This window comes from Rhodococcus sp. SB1D, assembly GCF_048573875.1.
Lineage (GTDB): Bacteria > Actinomycetota > Actinomycetes > Mycobacteriales > Mycobacteriaceae > Rhodococcus_F > Rhodococcus_F qingshengii.
Window position 1 is genome coordinate 1 of sequence record NZ_JBMAIQ010000028.1, and the last position, 18,179, is coordinate 18,179.

The 18,179-nt window shown below is 63.5% G+C and carries 20 protein-coding genes; 16 read left to right on the forward strand and 4 right to left on the reverse strand.

What is annotated here, in order from left to right; translation table 11 throughout:
• Nucleotides 1-52: 52 nt before the first annotated feature.
• Nucleotides 53-811 carry an ABC transporter permease gene (locus ACN50D_RS30905; protein WP_050656815.1) on the forward strand — a complete coding sequence of 253 codons (759 nt, stop codon included), beginning with the start codon at nt 53-55 and terminating at the stop codon, nt 809-811.
• Between the two features lie 9 nt (nt 812-820).
• Here the strand turns inward: ACN50D_RS30905 and ACN50D_RS30910 are convergent, their stop codons facing one another.
• Entirely contained in the window at nt 821-2,203 is a 1,383-nt protein-coding gene (locus ACN50D_RS30910; RefSeq protein ID WP_003945184.1) for an amino acid permease, read from the reverse strand.
• The gene (gene dapD, locus ACN50D_RS30915) at nt 2,203-3,156 is read right to left on the reverse strand and encodes a 2,3,4,5-tetrahydropyridine-2,6-dicarboxylate N-succinyltransferase (RefSeq protein ID WP_019749368.1); all 954 of its coding nucleotides are present in this window, start codon (nt 3,154-3,156) and stop codon (nt 2,203-2,205) included. The genes ACN50D_RS30910 and dapD overlap by 1 nt, the downstream gene beginning before the upstream one ends.
• 49 nt (nt 3,157-3,205) lie before the next feature.
• On the opposite strand from dapD, the gene dapE reads away from it, so the two are divergent.
• The 10 genes from dapE (at nt 3,206) to ACN50D_RS30965 (ending at nt 11,655) form a co-directional block, all read left to right on the forward strand.
• The gene (gene dapE / locus ACN50D_RS30920; protein ID WP_030536946.1) at nt 3,206-4,276 is read left to right on the forward strand and encodes a succinyl-diaminopimelate desuccinylase; all 1,071 of its coding nucleotides are present in this window, start codon (nt 3,206-3,208) and stop codon (nt 4,274-4,276) included.
• Between the two features lie 16 nt (nt 4,277-4,292).
• Nucleotides 4,293-5,096 (forward strand): TIGR00730 family Rossman fold protein, encoded by an 804-nt coding sequence (locus tag ACN50D_RS30925; protein WP_003945176.1) that lies wholly within the window; start codon nt 4,293-4,295, stop codon nt 5,094-5,096.
• Nucleotides 5,090-5,647 (forward strand): TIGR00730 family Rossman fold protein, encoded by a 558-nt coding sequence (locus tag ACN50D_RS30930; RefSeq protein WP_003945191.1) that lies wholly within the window; start codon nt 5,090-5,092, stop codon nt 5,645-5,647. The genes ACN50D_RS30925 and ACN50D_RS30930 overlap by 7 nt, the downstream gene beginning before the upstream one ends.
• Before the next feature lie 112 nt (nt 5,648-5,759).
• Nucleotides 5,760-7,532 (forward strand): long-chain-acyl-CoA synthetase, encoded by a 1,773-nt coding sequence (locus ACN50D_RS30935; RefSeq protein ID WP_003945170.1) that lies wholly within the window; start codon nt 5,760-5,762, stop codon nt 7,530-7,532.
• A 30-nt stretch (nt 7,533-7,562) separates the two neighbouring features.
• Entirely contained in the window at nt 7,563-8,462 is a 900-nt protein-coding gene (gene folP / locus ACN50D_RS30940; protein WP_212634104.1) for a dihydropteroate synthase, read from the forward strand.
• Entirely contained in the window at nt 8,459-9,400 is a 942-nt protein-coding gene (locus tag ACN50D_RS30945; protein WP_019749363.1) for a glucosyl-3-phosphoglycerate synthase, read from the forward strand. The genes folP and ACN50D_RS30945 overlap by 4 nt, the downstream gene beginning before the upstream one ends.
• A gap of 32 nt (nt 9,401-9,432) precedes the next feature.
• Nucleotides 9,433-9,810, forward strand: coding sequence for a DivIVA domain-containing protein (locus ACN50D_RS30950; protein WP_003945181.1), 378 nt, complete (start codon nt 9,433-9,435; stop codon nt 9,808-9,810).
• The gene (locus ACN50D_RS30955; RefSeq protein WP_212634105.1) at nt 9,810-10,379 is read left to right on the forward strand and encodes a DNA-3-methyladenine glycosylase I; all 570 of its coding nucleotides are present in this window, start codon (nt 9,810-9,812) and stop codon (nt 10,377-10,379) included. Before ACN50D_RS30950 ends, ACN50D_RS30955 begins: the two co-directional genes overlap by 1 nt.
• Before the next feature lie 151 nt (nt 10,380-10,530).
• Nucleotides 10,531-10,698, forward strand: coding sequence for a DUF3117 domain-containing protein (locus ACN50D_RS30960; RefSeq protein ID WP_003945169.1), 168 nt, complete (start codon nt 10,531-10,533; stop codon nt 10,696-10,698).
• A 117-nt stretch (nt 10,699-10,815) separates the two neighbouring features.
• A complete protein-coding gene (locus ACN50D_RS30965; RefSeq protein WP_212634106.1) occupies nt 10,816-11,655 on the forward strand; it encodes a putative RNA methyltransferase in 840 nt (279 codons plus the stop codon).
• Nucleotides 11,656-11,661: 6 nt separating this feature from the next.
• On the opposite strand, the gene glgA is transcribed toward ACN50D_RS30965, so the two are convergent.
• The gene (gene glgA, locus ACN50D_RS30970) at nt 11,662-12,834 is read right to left on the reverse strand and encodes a glycogen synthase (protein ID WP_003945186.1); all 1,173 of its coding nucleotides are present in this window, start codon (nt 12,832-12,834) and stop codon (nt 11,662-11,664) included.
• Between the two features lie 132 nt (nt 12,835-12,966).
• Here glgA and glgC point away from each other — a divergent pair, with 132 nt between their 5' ends.
• Nucleotides 12,967-14,181 (forward strand): glucose-1-phosphate adenylyltransferase, encoded by a 1,215-nt coding sequence (gene glgC, locus ACN50D_RS30975; protein ID WP_003945185.1) that lies wholly within the window; start codon nt 12,967-12,969, stop codon nt 14,179-14,181.
• On the opposite strand, the gene ACN50D_RS30980 is transcribed toward glgC, so the two are convergent.
• Nucleotides 14,178-14,813 (reverse strand): O-methyltransferase, encoded by a 636-nt coding sequence (locus tag ACN50D_RS30980; protein ID WP_007736091.1) that lies wholly within the window; start codon nt 14,811-14,813, stop codon nt 14,178-14,180. The genes glgC and ACN50D_RS30980 overlap by 4 nt on opposite strands.
• A gap of 330 nt (nt 14,814-15,143) precedes the next feature.
• On the opposite strand from ACN50D_RS30980, the gene sigE reads away from it, so the two are divergent.
• From sigE to tatB, 4 genes are all read left to right on the forward strand, one after another.
• A complete protein-coding gene (sigE, locus tag ACN50D_RS30985) occupies nt 15,144-15,740 on the forward strand; it encodes an RNA polymerase sigma factor SigE (RefSeq protein WP_029255812.1) in 597 nt (198 codons plus the stop codon).
• 52 nt (nt 15,741-15,792) lie between these two features.
• Complete coding sequence (locus tag ACN50D_RS30990) at nt 15,793-16,152, forward strand: hypothetical protein (RefSeq protein WP_003945180.1); 360 nt, start codon at nt 15,793-15,795, stop codon at nt 16,150-16,152.
• A 75-nt stretch (nt 16,153-16,227) separates the two neighbouring features.
• Nucleotides 16,228-17,706, forward strand: a complete 1,479-nt coding sequence (locus ACN50D_RS30995; protein ID WP_212634107.1) for a trypsin-like peptidase domain-containing protein — start codon at nt 16,228-16,230, stop codon at nt 17,704-17,706.
• 74 nt (nt 17,707-17,780) lie between these two features.
• Nucleotides 17,781-18,173 (forward strand): Sec-independent protein translocase protein TatB, encoded by a 393-nt coding sequence (tatB, locus tag ACN50D_RS31000; protein ID WP_003945177.1) that lies wholly within the window; start codon nt 17,781-17,783, stop codon nt 18,171-18,173.
• Nucleotides 18,174-18,179: the final 6 nt, after the last annotated feature.

Below are 18,179 nucleotides of genomic sequence, written 5' to 3' on the forward strand. Positions count from 1 at the left end.
TGGCAAATACACAGCAGGCAAACACGCAGCAGGCTATGGGAGGTGCACTGTAATGGCTGTTCTCAGTGCGGAACGTATCAAGATCACCACGACCAAGTCGCCGCTGTGGTGCACGATCATCATCATCGTGCTCGGGTTGGGACTCGCTACCGTTTTCGGACTGAGCGCCAAGTCGTCGCTCAGCGGCCCCAACGGTGCAATGATGCCGACAGTTTCGGGGGCACTCAGTGGAGTGACCGGCTTCGGTGTGTTGGTTCTGATGATCATGGCGGCCCTCGCGATCACCAGCGAATATCGTTTCGGGACCATCCGAACCACATTCCAGGCCGTTCCGAACCGCGCCTCGGTGCTCATCGCCAAAGCGGGCCTCATCGGTGGGTTCGGAGCGGTGCTGACTCTCGTGTTGTCGTTCGGCGCCTTCGCCCTCACGAAGGCCACGGCAGGTGACGCCGGAAGATTCCTGACTCTGTCCGGCGACGAGAACTGGCGGGTCGTCTACGGAACACCGATCTACGCGTTCTTCTGCGTAGTTCTAGCCGTCGGAGTCGGCGCGTTGCTCCGGCAGTCTGCAGGTGCGATCGCGCTTCTGCTGTTGTGGCCCTTGCTGATCGAGAATCTTTTCAACCTGTTCGGAAGTATCGGCGAGAAGATCATGCCGTTCCTGCCGTTCATGAACGCCAACAATTTTCTCGGTTCCGGCGGTAGCGTCGATTTCCACTGGGGACCCTGGGGCAGCCTGATCTACTTCGCCCTCTTCGTGCTCGTCGTATTCGGTCTCAGCATCGTCGTCGTGAACAGGCGGGATGCATAGGCACACGGATCAGACGGGCTGATTCTGCTTACGCCAACGGGCGTTCAGGAAACCCAATGCCGCGATCACGAGGAACAACACGGTGGTCGAGATCAACTGTGCACGGGCATCGGCGTCGAAGAGCATGAGGACGACGAACACACCGAGCATCGCGAGTGTCGCGTAGCTCAGATACGGGAACAGCCACATCCGAACCGTCAGCTTGCCCGACGCTTCGAGTTGTTTTCGCAGTCGCAGATGCGAGACGACGATGAAGATCCAGATGACCAGCAGCGCAGCGCCGACTGCGTTGAGCAGGATGCCGAGCAGGTCGTCGGGGAGCAGCCAGTTGAGCAGGACGCTGACGAAACCGAAGAACACCGACAGCAGAACGGCATTGGTCGGAACTCCGGTGCTCGACAGTTTCGCCATGAAGGCGGGTCCGTCGCCGCGGCGCGAAAGTGAGAACGCCATGCGAGAGGTGCCGTAGATGTTGGCGTTGAAGGCGGAAAGCAACGCCACCACTACGACGAGTTCCATGAACCCGGCAACGCCTGGAATGTTCGCCTTGTTCAGGACGGCCACAAACGGGCCGCTCTCGAGTTCGGGGTCGTTCCAGGGCAGCACCAGAACCATGATCGAGATGGCGCCGATGTAGAAGACGCTGATGCGCCACACGACGCTCCGGACAGCGACGGCGATGGAGCGTTCCGGATTCTCGGATTCGGCTGCGGCGATGGTGACGATCTCGATCCCACCGAAGGCGAATGCCACGACGAGAAGTCCTGCGGCAATGCCGGACAGCCCGTTGGGCATGAAGCCGCCCTGGCCGAACAGATTGCTCGTACCGACCGGGTCGGTATCGGGGAGGATGCCGAACACCAGCAGGACACCGATGATCAGGAAGCCGATGATGACGGTGACTTTGATTGCGGCGAACCAGAACTCGAACTCACCGAAGTTGCTGACTTTTGCCAGGTTCACCACGGCGAAGAACACCACGAAAACCAGGGCGACAACCCATTGCGGGATCGACGGCACCCAGTCGTTCACGATCGCCGAAGCCCCGGTGATCTCGGCGCCCAGCACCATGATCAGCATGAACCAGTAGAGCCAGCCCATCACGAAGCCGGCCCACTCGCCGATCCCCAGGCGCGCGTAGTGAGAGAAGGAACCGCTGGCCGGGATCGCGGCGCCCATCTCGCCGAGCATGCGCATCACGAACACCACGACGGCGCCCGCAAGGATGTAGGAGATCAGGACGGCCGGCCCGGCCTTGGCGATACCGACGCCGGTTCCGAGGAACAGGCCGGCGCCGATGGCCGAGCCCAAGCCCATCATCGTCAGATGGCGGACCTTGAGGCCGTGGCCGAGAGCAGTGGTTGTTCCGTCGGAGACGTCGGTGCTACTCATCAGTCGTTGGCGTGCAAAGCAGCGTTCAGTTCGACGCCGGTGCCCTTCCACGGCACGACCTCGACGGCACCCGAGACCGAGTTACGACGGAAGAGAAGGTTCGACTTGCCGCTCAGTTCCTTGGCCTTGACGACGGTTCCGTCCGGGCCGGTGACCTTGGTGCCGGCGGTGACGTAGAGGCCCGCTTCGAGGACGCAGTCGTCGCCGAGCGAAATGCCGAGGCCGGCGTTTGCGCCGAGGAGGCAGCGCTTGCCGAGGGAGATCGTTTCCTTGCCTCCACCGGAGAGGGTGCCCATGATCGAGGCGCCGCCGCCCACATCGGATCCGTCGTCGACGACGACGCCCGCGGAGATGCGGCCTTCGACCATCGAGTTGCCGAGGGTTCCGGCGTTGAAGTTGACGAAGCCCTCGTGCATGACGGTCGTTCCGCTGGCGAGGTGTGCACCGAGTCGGACACGGTCCGCGTCACCGATGCGAACTCCGGACGGCACGACGTAGTCGACCATGCGGGGGAACTTGTCGACGCTGAACACGGTCACGACGCCGCGGATGCGCAGACGCGAGCGAACCTGCTCGAAACCTTCGACGGCGCACGGGCCGAAGTTGGTCCACACGACGTTGCTGAGCAGGCCGAACTGGCCGTCGAGGTTGACACCGTGGGGTGCGACGAGACGGTGCGAGAGGAGATGGAGGCGCAGGTAGACGTCATGTGCGTCGACCGGCGCCTTGGAGAGATCGGCGATGGTGGTGCGCACGACGACCTGCGATACCTCGCGAGCGTCATCAGTGCCTGCCAGCAGTGCAAGATCGGAAGGAATATCTGTTCCCTCGACGTTCTCGGTACCGGTCTTGTCGAATGTTCCCAGCTCCGGTGCCGGGAACCAGGTGTCGAGGACGGTTCCGTCCGCGGTCACGTTGGCGATACCTACTGCTGTTGCTCCCTGTGCGCTCACGGGACTAGAGATTACTGGGTGGTGGGTGCACCGGCCTAGGCTGGTGCGTGTGAGCATCCTCGATCTTGCTTCGGACCCCATCGACTTGACGGCCGCCCTGGTCGACATCCCCAGCGTCTCGCACGACGAATCCGTCATTGCGCAGGCTGTCGAGGATGCGCTGCGTGAGCAGACTTCGGGCTTCGAGATCATCCGCAACGGCAATGCCGTGTTGGCGCGTACGTCGCGTGGTTTGCCCAGTCGGGTCATGCTCGCCGGACATCTGGATACGGTGCCGATCGCGGACAACGTTCCTTCGCGGCGTGACGGCGACATCCTGCACGGCTGCGGGACCGTGGACATGAAGTCGGGCGACGCGGTCTTCCTACACCTTGCGGCCACCATCGAGAACCTGGCCCACGATCTGACCCTCGTCTTCTACGACTGCGAAGAGATCGCCGCAACGTACAACGGCCTGGGACGGATCGAACGCGAGATCCCGCAATGGCTCGCGGCGGACGTCGCAATTCTCGGTGAGCCGACGGCCGGTTTCATCGAGGCCGGGTGTCAGGGCACGATGCGGGTGCGGTTGACGGCTTCGGGAACTCGCGCCCATTCGGCCAGGTCCTGGCTGGGGGACAATGCCATTCACAAGTTCGGCGGAGCGTTGGAGCGGTTGTCGAGTTACCAGCCGCGCTCGGTCGACATCGACGGTTGCGGCTACCGCGAGGGCTTGTCGGCGGTGCGGATCTCCGGTGGCGTCGCCGGAAACGTCGTCCCGGACGAAGCCGAGATGGACGTCAATTTCCGATTCGCGCCCGATCGCAGCGAGGTACAAGCCGAGGCGCACGTGCGCGAAGTGTTCGACGGTCTGGGCCTCGGATTCGAGGTCACCGACTCCTCGCCCGGCGCGCTGCCCGGCTTGGCGAACCCGTCCGCTGCCGCCCTGATCGAGGCGGCCGGTGGTCAGTTCCGTGCGAAGTACGGGTGGACCGACGTGTCCAGGTTCTCGGCGCTCGGCATTCCTGCCGTGAACTACGGACCGGGTGATCCGAACCTCGCGCACAAGCGCGACGAGCACGTTCCGGTGCAGCAGATCACCGACGTCGCGGCCGTGCTGAGGAAGTATCTGTCGGCCTGACCGTTAGCCTTGCCGCATGGCACCAGAGAAGAATTCGGCTTCGAAGAAGCAGAGCTCGTCGATCAAGCACCGCGGGCCGGTTCAGCTTCGACGCAAGCGCAAGGACGAGAAGACCACGACGGATCAGCGCTTGCTCGACAAGCGCGGACCCACGGATTGGGTACACACCGATCCGTGGCGTGTGCTGCGTATCCAGAGCGAATTCATCGAAGGTTTCGGCGCACTCGCCGAGGTCCCGCGTGCGGTGACGGTGTTCGGTTCGGCCCGCACCACGGTCGATCATCCCGAGTACCAATCCGGGCGCGAGCTGGGAACGGCGTTGGCCGAGGCCGGGTACGCCGTCATCACCGGTGGTGGGCCAGGAGTGATGGAAGCTGCCAACCGCGGTTGCAGTGAGGCCGGCGGGTACTCGATCGGCCTCGGCATCGAGTTGCCGTTCGAGCAGGGACTCAACGAGTGGGTGGATCTCGGAATCAACTTCCGGTACTTCTTCGCACGCAAGACGATGTTCGTGAAGTACTCCCAGGCATTCATCTGCCTGCCGGGTGGCTTCGGAACACTCGACGAGCTGTTCGAGGCACTCACCCTGGTGCAGACCCACAAGGTCACGCGCTTCCCGATCGTCCTGTTCGGTACCGAGTACTGGTCCGGACTCGTCGATTGGATCCGCGGCACCCTCGAGCGTGACGGCAAGATTTCCGAAGGTGACGTGAACTTGCTGCACGTCACCGACAGTGTGGAAGAAGCAGTACGAATCGTCCTCAACGCCGACAAGGGCGTCGACGAGGCCGCAGATCTGGGGAAAGAAGAAGAATGGTGACCGATTCCGACAAGAAGTACTCGATCTGCGTCTACTGCGCGTCGGGTCCGGTGGACGAATCGTTCCTGGCATTGGCTGCCGAGGTGGGAACCGCGATCGGTCGACGCGGATGGCAGTTGGTCTCGGGTGGCGGCAACGTGTCGATGATGGGCGCTGTCGCCGAGTCCGCTCGCGCGGCGGGTGCCTGGACCGTCGGCGTCATCCCGAAAGCCTTGGTGCACAAGGAAGTTGCCGACGTCGATGCCGACGAACTGATCGTCACGGACACCATGCGCGAACGCAAGAAGCTGATGGAAGACCACGCCGACGCGTTCATCACGCTGCCCGGCGGAATCGGGACGCTGGAAGAGTTGTTCGAGACGTGGACCGCCGGCTACCTGGGAATGCACGAGAAACCTGTCGTGATGCTCGATCCCGTCGGCCACTTCACTGGCCTGCTCGAGTGGTTGAACAAGCTCGACGGGACGGGCTTCGTCGGGCGTCAGGCGCTGGACACTCTGCTGGTGAGGACGGACGTCGAGGCCGCGCTCGACGCGTGCGTCAAATCCTGATCAGACGCTTGCGTGAAACCCTGACCTGGGGCATGGCGGGCTTTATTACCGTGCAGTAAGGTGGCCGCAGACTGGGCGGCCGAATGGGCGCCGGATACGTGTTAGGGGAGCCATGAGTTCGGAAGCCCGTTCGACCGTCGGCCTGCTCGATCTGGCGGCAAAACTGCCGTCGATGATCACCGAGGTGCCGATCCTGGCGCGGGGGGCCGCCGGGCTCACCCGTAAGCCTTCGGCCAAGGAATCGATCGGGTTGATCTTCCAGAAGGCCGCGCACGCGCACCCGTCGCGCCCGTTCATCCGGTTCGAGGGCCACGCGACCAGTTACGCGGAAGCCAACGAACTGGTGAACCGCTACGCGGACGTTCTCCGTGGTCGAGGAGTCGACCGCGGAGACGTCGTCGGAGTGCTGGCAAAGAACACTCCCGAAGCGCTGTTGATCGCCTTGGCCGCGGTAAAACTCGGCGCGGCAGCGGGCATGCTGAACTACAACCAGCGCGACGACGTTCTGGCACACAGCCTTACGCTCCTCGACGCGCGGGTCCTGGTGGTCGCCGACGAGTGCGAAGAAGCCCTCGAATCGTTGCCCGCCGGATTTAGCGGACCGAACCAACTTCTCGTCAGCGAACTCGCGGATCTGGCGAAGACGGCTGATCCGTCCAACCCCGCGGTCACCGCCGAGGTGCTGGCAAAGGAGAAGGCGTTCTACATCTTCACCTCGGGCACCACCGGAATGCCCAAGGCCAGCTTGATGACTCACTTCCGTTGGTTGAAGTCGATGTCGGGGCTCGGGTTGATGGGCGTGCGCTTGCGCGGCTCGGACACCCTGTACTGCTGCCTGCCGCTCTACCACAACAACGCGTTGACGGTCTCGCTGTCCTCGGTGCTCGCGTCCGGTGCGACAATCGCGATCGGACGTCAGTTCTCGGCCTCGCGGTTCTGGGACGACATCGCACTCAACAAGGCGACCGCGTTCACCTACATCGGCGAACTGTGCCGCTATCTGCTCAACCAGCCGGTCAAGCCGACCGACAGCGACAATGCTGTTCGGCTGATGGTGGGTAACGGTCTGCGCCCTGAGATCTGGGCCGAATTCACCCAGCGGTTCGGCATACCCCGCGTCGCCGAGTTCTACGGTGCGAGCGAATGCAACATCGCGTTCGTCAACGCACTCAACGTCGACAAGACGGCCGGCATCTGCCCGTTGCCGCACGCCGTCGTGGAGTTCGACGAGGACACCGGAAAAGCGTTGCGTGGAGCCGACGGTCGACTCCGCAAGGTTTCCACGGGTCAAGTCGGGCTCCTGCTGTCGAAGGTCACCGACCGAGCGCCTTTCGACGGTTACACCGACGAAGCTGCGAGCAACAGCAAGCTGGTGCGCGGCGGATTCAAGGACGACGACACCTGGTTCGACACCGGAGACCTGGTGCGCAAGCAGGGATGGGGCCACGTCGCCTTCGTCGACCGCCTCGGCGACACCTTCCGTTGGAAGGGCGAGAACGTTGCCACCACGGAGGTCGAGGGCGCGCTGAGTTCGCACCCGGCCGTCGAGGAAGCAGTTGTCTACGGCGTCGAGATTCCGGGCACCGACGGTCGCGCGGGCATGGCGGCGGTCAAGCTGCGGGACGGTCAAAGCTTGGAGGGAAGTGAAGTCGCGGCACACCTCTACGGCAAGCTCCCCAACTACGCGGTCCCGCTGTTCATCCGCATCGTCGACTCACTCGAACACACCAGCACTTTCAAGTCGCGCAAGGTGGAATTGCGCAACGAGGGTTACGACGTCGGCGCCGACACTCTGCACGTTCTCGAAGGCCGCGAGGGTGGTTACGTGGACTCGTACGACGAATACGTCGGAAAGGTCGCGGCGGGCTCGGTACCCAAGGGCTAGACCGAGTTCCGTCATGCCAGTATGAGTGGCATGTCTTCACTCCCCGGTTCTACCGCGCAGCCAGGTCCGGCGCCCACCCTGTGTGGGCGTCCGGTCGCGGTCGACCGTGCACTGGTGATGGCCATCGTCAACCGCACTCCCGATTCCTTCTACGACCAAGGCGCGACGTTCTCGGATTCGGCAGCGATGGCTGCCGTCGATCGGGCTGTCGGAGAGGGCGCCGATCTGGTGGACATCGGGGGAGTGAAAGCCGGGCCGGGTGACCTCGTCGACGCCGACGAAGAGGTCAGGCGAGTCGTTCCGTTCGTCGCCGCGATCAGAGCCAAGTACCCCGAGTTGATCATCAGCGTCGACACTTGGCGGAGCGGCGTCGCGCGGTTGGCACGCGGCGAAGGCGCCGACCTGATCAACGACACGTGGGCCGGTGCGGATCCCGAACTCGTCGTGGTCGCCGCCGAGACGGGCGCCGGGATCGTCTGCTCGCACACCGGTGGCGCGGTTCCGCGCACCCGCCCGCATCGTGTCCGCTACGACGACGTCGTCGCAGATGTGGTCACCGAGGTCGTGTCGGCGGCAGAGCGCGCCCTGGCGCTCGGAGTTCCGCGCGACGCGATTCTCATCGATCCCACCCACGATTTCGGTAAGAACACCTTCCACGGGCTCGAGTTGTTGCGGAAAGTGGACGTTCTTGTAAACACCGGGTGGCCAGTGCTGATGGCGCTGAGTAATAAGGACTTCATCGGGGAGACTCTTGGTGTGGAGCTTTCCGAGAGGTTGGAGGGAACATTGGCAGCGACAGCAATGGCCGCGGCGGGCGGCGCCCGGGTGTTCCGTGTTCACGAGGTGGCGTCCACCCGTCGAGTAGTCGACATGGTGGCCGCGATCCAGGGACGCCGTGCCCCGGTACGTACGGTTCGAGGTCTGGCATGAGCATCACCGGTGCGGGCCCGACCCGCGTATGGGCAGAAGCCAACAGTTGGGACCATCCGAGTTGGACGGTCGCAGAACTCGAACGGGCGAAGGGCGGCCGAACCGTCTCGGTGGTGTTGCCCGCGCTCAACGAAGAGGACACCGTTGCTGCGGTGGTCGACACCATTCATCCGTTGCTCGGTGGTTTGGTCGACGAGTTGATCGTTCTCGATTCCGGTTCGACCGACCGTACCGCCGAGCGTGCTCGCGCGGCGGGGGCGACGGTGATCAGTCGTGAGAGCGCAGTCCCGTCCATCCCGCCGACCGCGGGCAAGGGTGAGGTGCTGTGGCGTTCGGTCGCCGCAACGACCGGCGATCTGATCGCATTCGTCGACTCCGATCTCATCAATCCCGATCCGGCGTTCGTGCCCAAACTGCTGGGGCCGCTGCTCACGGTTGACGGCATCCATCTGGTGAAGGGCTACTACCGCCGTCCGCTGCGCGTGAGCGGCACGGAGGATGCCAACGGCGGCGGGCGAGTCACGGAATTGGTTGCGCGGCCCATGTTGGCCGCGCTGCGGCCGGAACTCACGTCGGTACTGCAACCGCTTGGCGGTGAATACGCGGGCACCCGTGAGCTGCTGTCCGCTGTCCCGTTCGCGCCCGGCTACGGCGTCGAGATCGGCCTTCTGCTCGACACGTACGACACGTTGGGGCTGGCGGCGATCGGTCAGGTCAATCTCGGTGTGCGCAAGCATCGCAACCGGCCGCTCGCCGACCTCGGTGTGATGAGCCGGCAGATCATCGGAACGATGCTCCGGCGGTGCGGGATCGAGGATTCGGGTGCCGGGTTGACCCAATTCCTGGTCGACGGCGATTCTTTCGTGCCCGAGACCACCGAGGTTTCGCTACTCGATCGACCCCCGATGAATTCGATAGTGCGCACCGCGGGGGTCTGACCGCTCACACTCGGGTATGGGAGTATCGGTCCATGATGACGATCCTCCTGTACCTGATTGTCATGGCACTGGTCGGCGCGATGATCTTCCTCGCCGCCAGCGCTGTGTTCGGGCGCTCGGAAGAGCTGCCGCCGCTGCCTCCTGGCACGACGGCGACCGTACTCCCGGCAGAGGACGTCACCGGGGCGGATGTCGACGCGCTGCGTTTTCAGCAGGTGCTGCGTGGCTACAAGGCGAGTGAAGTGGATTGGGCCCTGCATCGCCTCGGGTTGGAAATCGATTCTCTGCGTGCACAACTGGGCCGTGACGAGCGGTCTGAGGTCCTGGTGAAAGCGGATGCTCCGGCCAAGGCCGAAGCATCGCAGGAGGAGCCTGAGACCGTATCCGAATCGAAGGATTCCCAGGGCTGATGGCCGACGGACTCGTTCGGTGCGGCTGGGTGGTCGAGACGCCCGGCGACACGCTCTACCGCGACTATCACGACGAGGAGTGGGGGCGTCCGCTGCACGGGCGCGACGAACTGTTCGAACGACTCGCCCTCGAAGCATTCCAATCGGGACTTTCGTGGATCACGATTCTGCGCAAACGCGAGGCGTTCCGCGAAGCCTTCGACGGGTTCGATCCGGACAAGGTCGCAGCGTACGGAGTTGCGGATGTCGAGAGATTGCTCTCCGATGCCGCGATCGTCCGCAATCGCGCGAAGATCGAGGCGACGATTTCCAACGCCCGAGTGCTCGTGAATTCGCCCGATCTGGACCTCGATTCGTTACTCTGGTCGTTCTCGCCGCCTCGACGCACCAGAAGACTGACATCAATTGCAGAGGTTCCCGCGGTCACTCCCGAGTCGACTGCCATGGCTAAGGACCTCAAGCGGCGCGGGTTCAAGTTTGTGGGTCCTACCACGGCTTATGCGCTCATGCAGGCCACCGGAATGGTCGATGATCACGTGGCTGATTGCTGGGTTCCGGCGCAGGTGTGACGGTCGACTGAACACCCCTAAATGTGACTCAGATTCCCGGTTCCCGCATCCATAGGGAACAATGGAGGGTACGAGCCTCGCTGATTGTTGGCGGGGCGCACCGTTAGTCGAGGCGCAGAGCAATGCAGCGCAGATCTGGAGGGAGCAGAGGATGGCGGCCATGAAGCCCCGGACCGGGGACGGTCCCCTCGAAGCAACCAAAGAGGGACGAGGAATCGTCATGCGGGTTCCACTCGAGGGTGGCGGACGCCTCGTCGTCGAGCTGACCCCGGATGAAGCTGCAGCGCTCGGTGTGGAACTCACGAACGTCACCAGCTAGTCGGGTCCAGGTTGTAGCAGTACGAACAACAGCACGTGATTGCACGCAGGCTCCGTATCCGTTTCGGTACGGGGCCTGAAGTGTGTGCGCACCGCCGGTAGCCGAAAGGACGGATCAATGCTTGCCGCCGTGATCGATCTTCTGTCCTGCCCGCAGTGTGCTGCTGATCTGGAATTGGTGGACGGCGCCGCCGAGTGCGACCGCGGACATCGATTCGATATCGCTCGCCAGGGTTACGTGAGCCTGATCAGTGGCGGTGCCACGAAGTTCACCGGCGACAGTGCCGAGATGATTGCCGCGCGTGCACGATTGCTCGGCGCCGGCCACTTCGGCCCGCTGATGGATGCCGTCACCCGAGCCTGCGCGACGACGGCGAGGTCGGATCCCGCGCGGATCGTCGAAATCGGCGCAGGCACAGGACAATACCTCGCACACGTCGTGGATTCGCTGCCTGATTCTCGGGCGATAGCCTTGGACGTGTCCAAGTTCGCGGCCCGGCGTGCCGCGAAGGTCCACGAAAGAATCGGTTCGATCGTCGCAGACGTCTGGCAACCACTACCCATTCGCGACGGAGCGCTCTCTCACGTGCTCTGTGTGTTCGCTCCTCGTAACGGTCCGCAGTCCCATCGAGTTCTCGCCGAAGGCGGCGCTCTGGTGGTCCTGACGCCCACCGACAGGCATCTGCACGAGCTGATCGACATTCTCGCGATGGTCCGGGTCGACGACCGCAAAGTGGAACGTCTCGAATCGTCGATGGCCGGATACTTCGAGCGTGTGAGTAGCGACGAGGTCGAGTTCACGATGTCACTCTCACACCAGGACGTCCTCGACTTGGTGGGGATGGGACCGTCGGCGAGACACCTGACGCCCGCCGATCTGGCTGCCGCCGTGGCGAAGCTGCCGCAGCCGAGCACCGTCACCGCGTCGGCGACGGTCTCGACCTATCGCAAGATCTGACGCGGATCAGCGTCTCGTGACGGCGTCCGCGTAGACCTCGAGCGTCTGCTTGGCGATTTCGGCCCAGGAGAACTCGTCGATCGCACGGATCCTGCCCGCACGACCCATCGCGTCGGCGCCTTCTCGGTCGGCGACAACGGCATTGACGGTGGCCGCGAGCGATTCCTCGAATGCGTTCGGCTCGTAGGCGTTGTAGTGCACGAGTCGACCGGTGACGCCGTCGGCGACCACCTCGGGGATGCCGCCGACGTCGGAAGCGACCACGGCGGTCTCACACGCCATGGCTTCGAGATTGACGATCCCGAGGGGTTCGTACACCGAAGGGCAGACGAATACCGTTGCTGCCGAAAGTATTTCCCTGATCTGCTCGGTCGGGAGCATCTCGCGCACCCAGTAGACATTGCCCCGGTGCCGGGCGAGTTCGGCCACCGCCTTCTCCGTCTCGGCGGCGATCTCCGGCGTATCGGGAGCGCCGGCGCACAGCACGAGCTGAATCTCCGGGTCGAAGTGGTGGGCTGCCGCGACGAGGTGCCCGACGCCCTTCTGCCTCGTGATGCGTCCGACAAAGGCCACGATGGGTTTCGCCGGGTCGACGCCGATCGACGCGAGTGCGGACTGTGCTCCCGGCGCAGATCCCCCGGGATGCCATACCTCGGTGTCGATTCCGTTGCGGACTACGTGAACGCGACTCGGATCGACAGCGGGGTACGCGTCGAGGACGTCGAGTCGCATACCGGAACTGACGGCGATGATCGCGTCTGCGTGCTCGACGGCGTTGCGTTCGGACCACGACGAGATCCGATAGCCGCCGCCTAACTGTTCGGCCTTCCACGGGCGTCTGGGCTCGAGTGAGTGCGCGGTGAGGATGTGCGGCACGTCGTAGAGAGCCGACGCGAGATGACCGGCCAGTCCGGTGTACCAGGTGTGGGAGTGGACGATGTCGACACCGGCCGCGGCGTCCGCCATGCGCAGTTCGGTGGAGAGCGTCGTCAGGGCCGGGTTGGATCCGGCGAGAGCGGGGTCGGGAGAGTGGACGATCGCGCCTTCGCGCGGGGCGCCCATGCAGTGCACGTCGACCTCGCACAGCCGTTTCATCTGAGCGACGAGCTCGGTTACGTGTACTCCTGCGCCGCCGTAGATCTCCGGCGGGTATTCCTTGGTCATCATCGCGACTCGCACGCGCTAAACCTAACCGCCCGTGGTCGATCCGGCTACCGATCACGTTATCCCCGACCGTTCGGAGGGGGACACGATCGGACCTCTCGGACTGCTTCGCTAGCGGGAGTTCACCAGTGCGGATAGGTTAGCGGTGTGAGAAGCCAGCCGCATGTGCTTGGAATCGTGCTCGCCGGGGGCGAGGGCAAACGCTTGTATCCGCTGACCGCGGACAGAGCGAAGCCCGCAGTGCCCTTCGGAGGTGCATATCGACTTATCGACTTCGTGTTGAGCAACCTTGTCAACGCGGGATATCTGCGTATTTGTGTGTTGACGCAATACAAGTCACATTCACTCGACCGCCACATTTCGCAGACGTGGCGATTGTCCGGGTTCGCGGGTGAGTACATCACCCCGGTCCCGGCCCAGCAGCGGCTCGGGCCGCGCTGGTACACCGGCAGTGCCGACGCAATCCTGCAGTCGCTCAATCTCGTTTACGACGAGGACCCCGAGTACATCGTGGTTTTCGGTGCCGACCACGTGTACCGGATGGATCCGGAACAGATGGTTCAGCACCACATCGAATCCGGGGCAGGCGTGACGGTCGCGGGTATTCGTGTACCGCGAAGTGAGGCTTTTGCTTTCGGCTGCATCGACAGTGACGAGTCCGGACGCATCACCCAGTTCCTGGAAAAGCCCGCCCATCCTCCCGGGACACCGGACGACCCCAATTCGACGTTCGCGTCCATGGGTAACTATGTGTTCACCACCAAGGTGCTCGTGGACGCCATCCGCGCTGATTCAGAGAATTCCGATTCCGATCACGACATGGGCGGAGACATCATTCCCGCCTTGGTCGCCGCGGGTGAGGCGTCGGTCTACGACTTCAAGGACAACGTCGTTCCCGGTGCCACCGATCGAGACCGCGGCTACTGGCGTGACGTCGGTACCCTCGACGCCTTCTACGACGCTCACATGGACCTGGTGTCGGTGCACCCGATCTTCAATCTCTACAACCGTCGCTGGCCCATCCGCGGCGCCACCGAGAATCTCGCGCCCGCAAAGTTCGTGAAGGGCGGACTCGCGCAGGAATCGGTCGTCGGTGCGGGGTCGATCCTGTCCGCGGCGACCGTGCGCAATTCGGTACTCAGTTCCAACGTGATGATCGAGGACGGTGCGACCGTCGAGGGCAGCGTGCTGATGCCGGGTGTGCGCATCGGCAAGGGTGCCGTCGTACGGCGAGCGATCCTCGACAAGAACGTCGTCGTCGGTGACGGCGAAATCATCGGCGTCGATCTCGAACGTGACCGCGAACGATTTGCCGTCAGTCAGGGTGGCGTCGTCGCCATCGGTAAGGGCGTCTGGATCTAGAGCTTGCTCGCGCAGAGGAGGCCGTCACCGAGGGGGAGGAGGACTCGAATGAGTCGCTCGTCCTCGGTCACGGCCTTTGCCGCTTCTCGGACCGCAACCGTTGTCGCGTCGCGTGCGGAGCTGTCTGCAACGCGGCCGTCGGCCAGGGCGTTGTGCAGAACGATGACACCGCCGGAGCGCAGCAGGCGGACACCTTCGCGGACGTAGTGCGGGTGGTCGATCGCGGCGCAGTCGACGAATACCAGGTCGTAGCCGCCGTCGGCGAGCCGGGGAAGCACGTCGAGAGCCCGTCCGTTGATCAGGCGAGTGCGTGCCGGAGCGATTCCGCTTTCGCGGAAGGTCAGCTTGGCGGCCCGCTGATGTTCGGGTTCGCTGTCGATCGTGGTCAGGACGCCGTCGTCGCGCATTCCGTGCAGAAGCCACAGGCTGCTCACGCCGGCTCCGGTACCCACCTCGACGGCCGTCTTCGCGTCGAGCATCCTCGCGAACATCGCGAGCGTCGCACCGACGGCGGGCGTCACCGGATGGGCTCCGAGATCCAGCGCTCGATCTCGCGCCGCGGTCAAAATCTCGTCCTCGGAAACTACGTCCTCGACGTGGCGGAGTATCTGTTCGGCGTGGGTCACGCTCATGAGGTTATCGGGCGGTTCGGATTGTCGCTGCAAGGCGCGCAATCACCAGGATTCTCAGGAATCCCTCAGGCTCCTCATATGGCGTGCACACCGCGATGAGAAAAGGTGTATACATCGCCGGATCGAAGATCGCACGGCGGTATCGATTTCTACCAAGTTGATCTTTCGCAGCTCGGTGATCGGGAACAAATCACAGCATCGGCTGGTTCTCCCGAATATCGCGCATCACGTGATTCGGACAACGCGGTGATCGAACTACGCGATCCCGAGCAGGAGGATCAACTTATTTACCAGGTCAACGACGAGCCTCGCCCTCGAGAGTCGGAAGTTTTGACGACGGAATCGGCTGTGGATTCCGAATTGATCGGCACTGCTGTGTTCGATGCAACTGGTGAGAAGTCCTCCATGCCGTCTTGGGACGAACTCGTGCGTCAGCACGGTGACCGGGTGTACCGCCTGGCCTACCGGTTGTCAGGCGATGCCCAGGATGCCGAGGACTTGACGCAGGACACCTTCATCCGGGTGTTCCGCTCGCTCTCCGATTATCAGCCCGGAACTTTCGAGGGCTGGTTGCACCGCATCACCACAAACCTGTTCCTCGACATGGTTCGCCGACGCAATCGCATCCGTATGGAAGCGCTGCCCGAGGACTACGACCGCGTTCCCTCGCCCGGTCCCGACCCCGAGCAGATCTACCACGACGCGCGCCTCGACGCAGGTCTGCAAGCCGCACTGGACTCACTCGCACCTGAATTTCGTGCCGCTGTCGTGCTCTGTGACATCGAAGGTCTGTCGTACGAGGAAATCGGTGCCACACTGGGAGTGAAGCTCGGAACGGTTCGTAGCCGTATCCATCGTGGGCGACAGGCGATTCGTGATCATCTGGCAGCGCAGCGCGCAGCCGAATCCGAACTCGTCGGTTTCTGACGGTCGGATTCGAGCTACAGAGCGGGACGTGGTCAATCACCTGGAGGGACGAATGACGGAGGCGCGGGCACATCGCCAGTTCGGTTCGACCGAACATCTGGCCAGCGAGGCAATCGCTGCCTACGTCGACGGAGAACTCCGAATGCAGGCCTACTTGCGGGCCTCGCATCACATCTCGATCTGCGCCGAGTGCGCTGCGGCCGTCGATGCTCAGCAGCAGGCACGTGGTGCGCTGCGTCGAAGCGGCGAGATGACGATGCCGTTGTCCCTGGTGGGACTTCTCAGCCAGATTCCTTCGTGCAACAGTCCGACTACCGGGCCGAATTCGGAAAACGCCGACAGTTCCGTCGGTAATCAACCCGCCGGCTTCTCCACCATCAGCAAGAGGTTGTCCCGTCGCTGGCGCAAATGACGCCGCGCGCCAGCTTCCCGGCGCGGATCAGTGATACTGGACCATGTGACTGACGGAAAAAGGGGGCACTCCGGAGTGAGTTCGGATTCTTCGGCAAACGGTTCGGTGGACAGACCGGCAGATGCGCCGGTTCTCGACCCCCGTCCGGTCTATCGACCCCAGATCGATCCGGCCTCGCGCCAGGTGTTCGGTCGGCCGAGTGGAGTCGAGGGCTCGTTCACTCCGGTGGCCGCGCGATCGACTCCGTCCTCCGATGTCGTGATCGGGACTCCGGACCCGGTTCTGGCCGAAGCGTTCGGTCGACCCGCAGACGCCACCGAGTCGATCGGTCGCGATCCCGAGGCGACGGCGAACAACACGCCCGACGAAGAAACGCCGCGTGATCCGTGGCGTGATCCTGAATCCGCCGTCTCGCTGGGCAAGCCCGCAGAGTCCGAGGCGCCGGTGCAGTTGCCTCCCGCCCAGAAACTCGACGTGCGTGAGCTGTTGTTCGGTCGCAAGGTCGCCCCCTCGGCACTGGCCGCTCTTGCGGGCATGGCGCTTGTCATCGCTCTCGTCGGTGGGTTGCTTGCCACTGTCATCACTGCCGATCGCAGTTCACTCACCAGCTCACGTGTCACGCTTGTTCAATCCGGCGGTGGGGAACAGCCGGAGTCTCAGGTGGCGAAAGTCGCCGACGCGGTACTGCCATCCGTGGTGTCGATTCAGGTCGCCGTCGGCGACCAGGGCAGCACGGGTTCCGGTGTGGTCATCGAAGGCGCCGGATACATCGTCACCAACAACCACGTGATCTCCTCGGCTGTTCCGCCCGCTCAGGACGCGAAGATCCAGGTGATCTTCTCCGACGGAACCAAGACCGACGCCCAGATCGTCGGACGTGACGTCAAGACAGACCTCGCAGTGCTCAAGGTGTCGGCGAACAATCTGACGGTCGCTCAGCTCGGAAAATCCGAGGATGTTCAGGTGGGCGACGACGTCGTCGCCGTCGGCTCACCGCTCGGATTGAGCAAGACTGTCACCCGCGGGATCGTCAGTGCACTGAACCGGCCTCTGCGGTTGTCGGGTGAAGGCACCGATACCAACGCCGTCATCGACGCCGTCCAGACCGACGCGGCGATCAACCACGGCAACTCCGGTGGTGCGCTCGTCGACGACGAAGCCCGCGTCATCGGCATCAACACCGCAATGCTCAGTGAGTCCGGCGGTTCGGTCGGGCTCGGCTTCGCGATTCCGATCGACACGGTGACCGAGGTGGCGCAGACCATCATTCGCGACGGCAAGGTTCATCACCCCGACATCGGCGTGAATGCCCGCACCGCGGTCAACGACGCGACCAGTGGTGCTGCGGTGGCCAACGTGCGCGACGGCAGCCCCGCTCAACGTGCGGGGATCGTCGAGGGGGACGTCATCGTCAAGGTCGGTGACCGACCGGTGACAAGTGCCGACGAATTGGTGGTTGCGGTCAACGCGACGACCGTCGATCAGCCGGTCAACGTTCAGTTGATCCGCGACGGACGGCAGGTCGACATTTCGGTCACGCCGGTGTCGGACTGATCGGACCCTGCGATCTTCCTGTGAGGTTGATCCGGACATGCGCGCACCGAGCGAGCACACAGTAGGCTGACCCTGTGTTTGGCAACATCGGTTGGGGCGAGTTCATGATCCTCCTCGTAGCGGCTCTGGTCATCTTGGGACCCGAGCGGCTTCCTGGTGCGGTCTCCTGGGTCACGAAATCCCTGAGGCAGGTGCGCGAATATGCTTCGGGCGCTTCCAATCAGCTCAAGGAAGAACTGGGCACCGATTTCGAGGATCTGCGTAAACCGCTCGCAGATCTGAACAAGCTGCGCGGAATGACGCCGCGCGCTGTGATCACCCAGCACCTCCTCGACGGCGACGACTCCATCTTCACGGGCAACTTCGACAAGAAGCCGCAGAGCGGAGTGCAGGAGCCGAAGACGCTGTCGAAGGACAAGCCACTCACCGCCGGCGAACGTCCTCCTGTGGACTTCGACGCCACCTAGATTCGA

Excerpts from the sequence above, each read along its gene's own strand:
- ACN50D_RS30905 (WP_050656815.1), top strand. The coding sequence starts at position 53 with ATGGCTGTTCTCAGTGCGGAACGTATCAAGATCACCACGACCAAGTCG.
- ACN50D_RS30910 (WP_003945184.1), bottom strand. The coding sequence starts at position 2,203 with ATGAGTAGCACCGACGTCTCCGACGGAACAACCACTGCTCTCGGCCAC.
- ACN50D_RS30925 (WP_003945176.1), top strand. The coding sequence starts at position 4,293 with ATGGCACCAGAGAAGAATTCGGCTTCGAAGAAGCAGAGCTCGTCGATC.
- ACN50D_RS30930 (WP_003945191.1), top strand. The coding sequence starts at position 5,090 with ATGGTGACCGATTCCGACAAGAAGTACTCGATCTGCGTCTACTGCGCG.
- ACN50D_RS30935 (WP_003945170.1), top strand. The coding sequence starts at position 5,760 with ATGAGTTCGGAAGCCCGTTCGACCGTCGGCCTGCTCGATCTGGCGGCA.
- folP (WP_212634104.1), top strand. The coding sequence starts at position 7,563 with ATGTCTTCACTCCCCGGTTCTACCGCGCAGCCAGGTCCGGCGCCCACC.
- ACN50D_RS30945 (WP_019749363.1), top strand. The coding sequence starts at position 8,459 with ATGAGCATCACCGGTGCGGGCCCGACCCGCGTATGGGCAGAAGCCAAC.
- ACN50D_RS30950 (WP_003945181.1), top strand. The coding sequence starts at position 9,433 with ATGATGACGATCCTCCTGTACCTGATTGTCATGGCACTGGTCGGCGCG.
- ACN50D_RS30955 (WP_212634105.1), top strand. The coding sequence starts at position 9,810 with ATGGCCGACGGACTCGTTCGGTGCGGCTGGGTGGTCGAGACGCCCGGC.
- ACN50D_RS30960 (WP_003945169.1), top strand. The coding sequence starts at position 10,531 with ATGGCGGCCATGAAGCCCCGGACCGGGGACGGTCCCCTCGAAGCAACC.
- ACN50D_RS30965 (WP_212634106.1), top strand. The coding sequence starts at position 10,816 with ATGCTTGCCGCCGTGATCGATCTTCTGTCCTGCCCGCAGTGTGCTGCT.
- ACN50D_RS30980 (WP_007736091.1), bottom strand. The coding sequence starts at position 14,813 with ATGAGCGTGACCCACGCCGAACAGATACTCCGCCACGTCGAGGACGTA.
- ACN50D_RS30990 (WP_003945180.1), top strand. The coding sequence starts at position 15,793 with ATGACGGAGGCGCGGGCACATCGCCAGTTCGGTTCGACCGAACATCTG.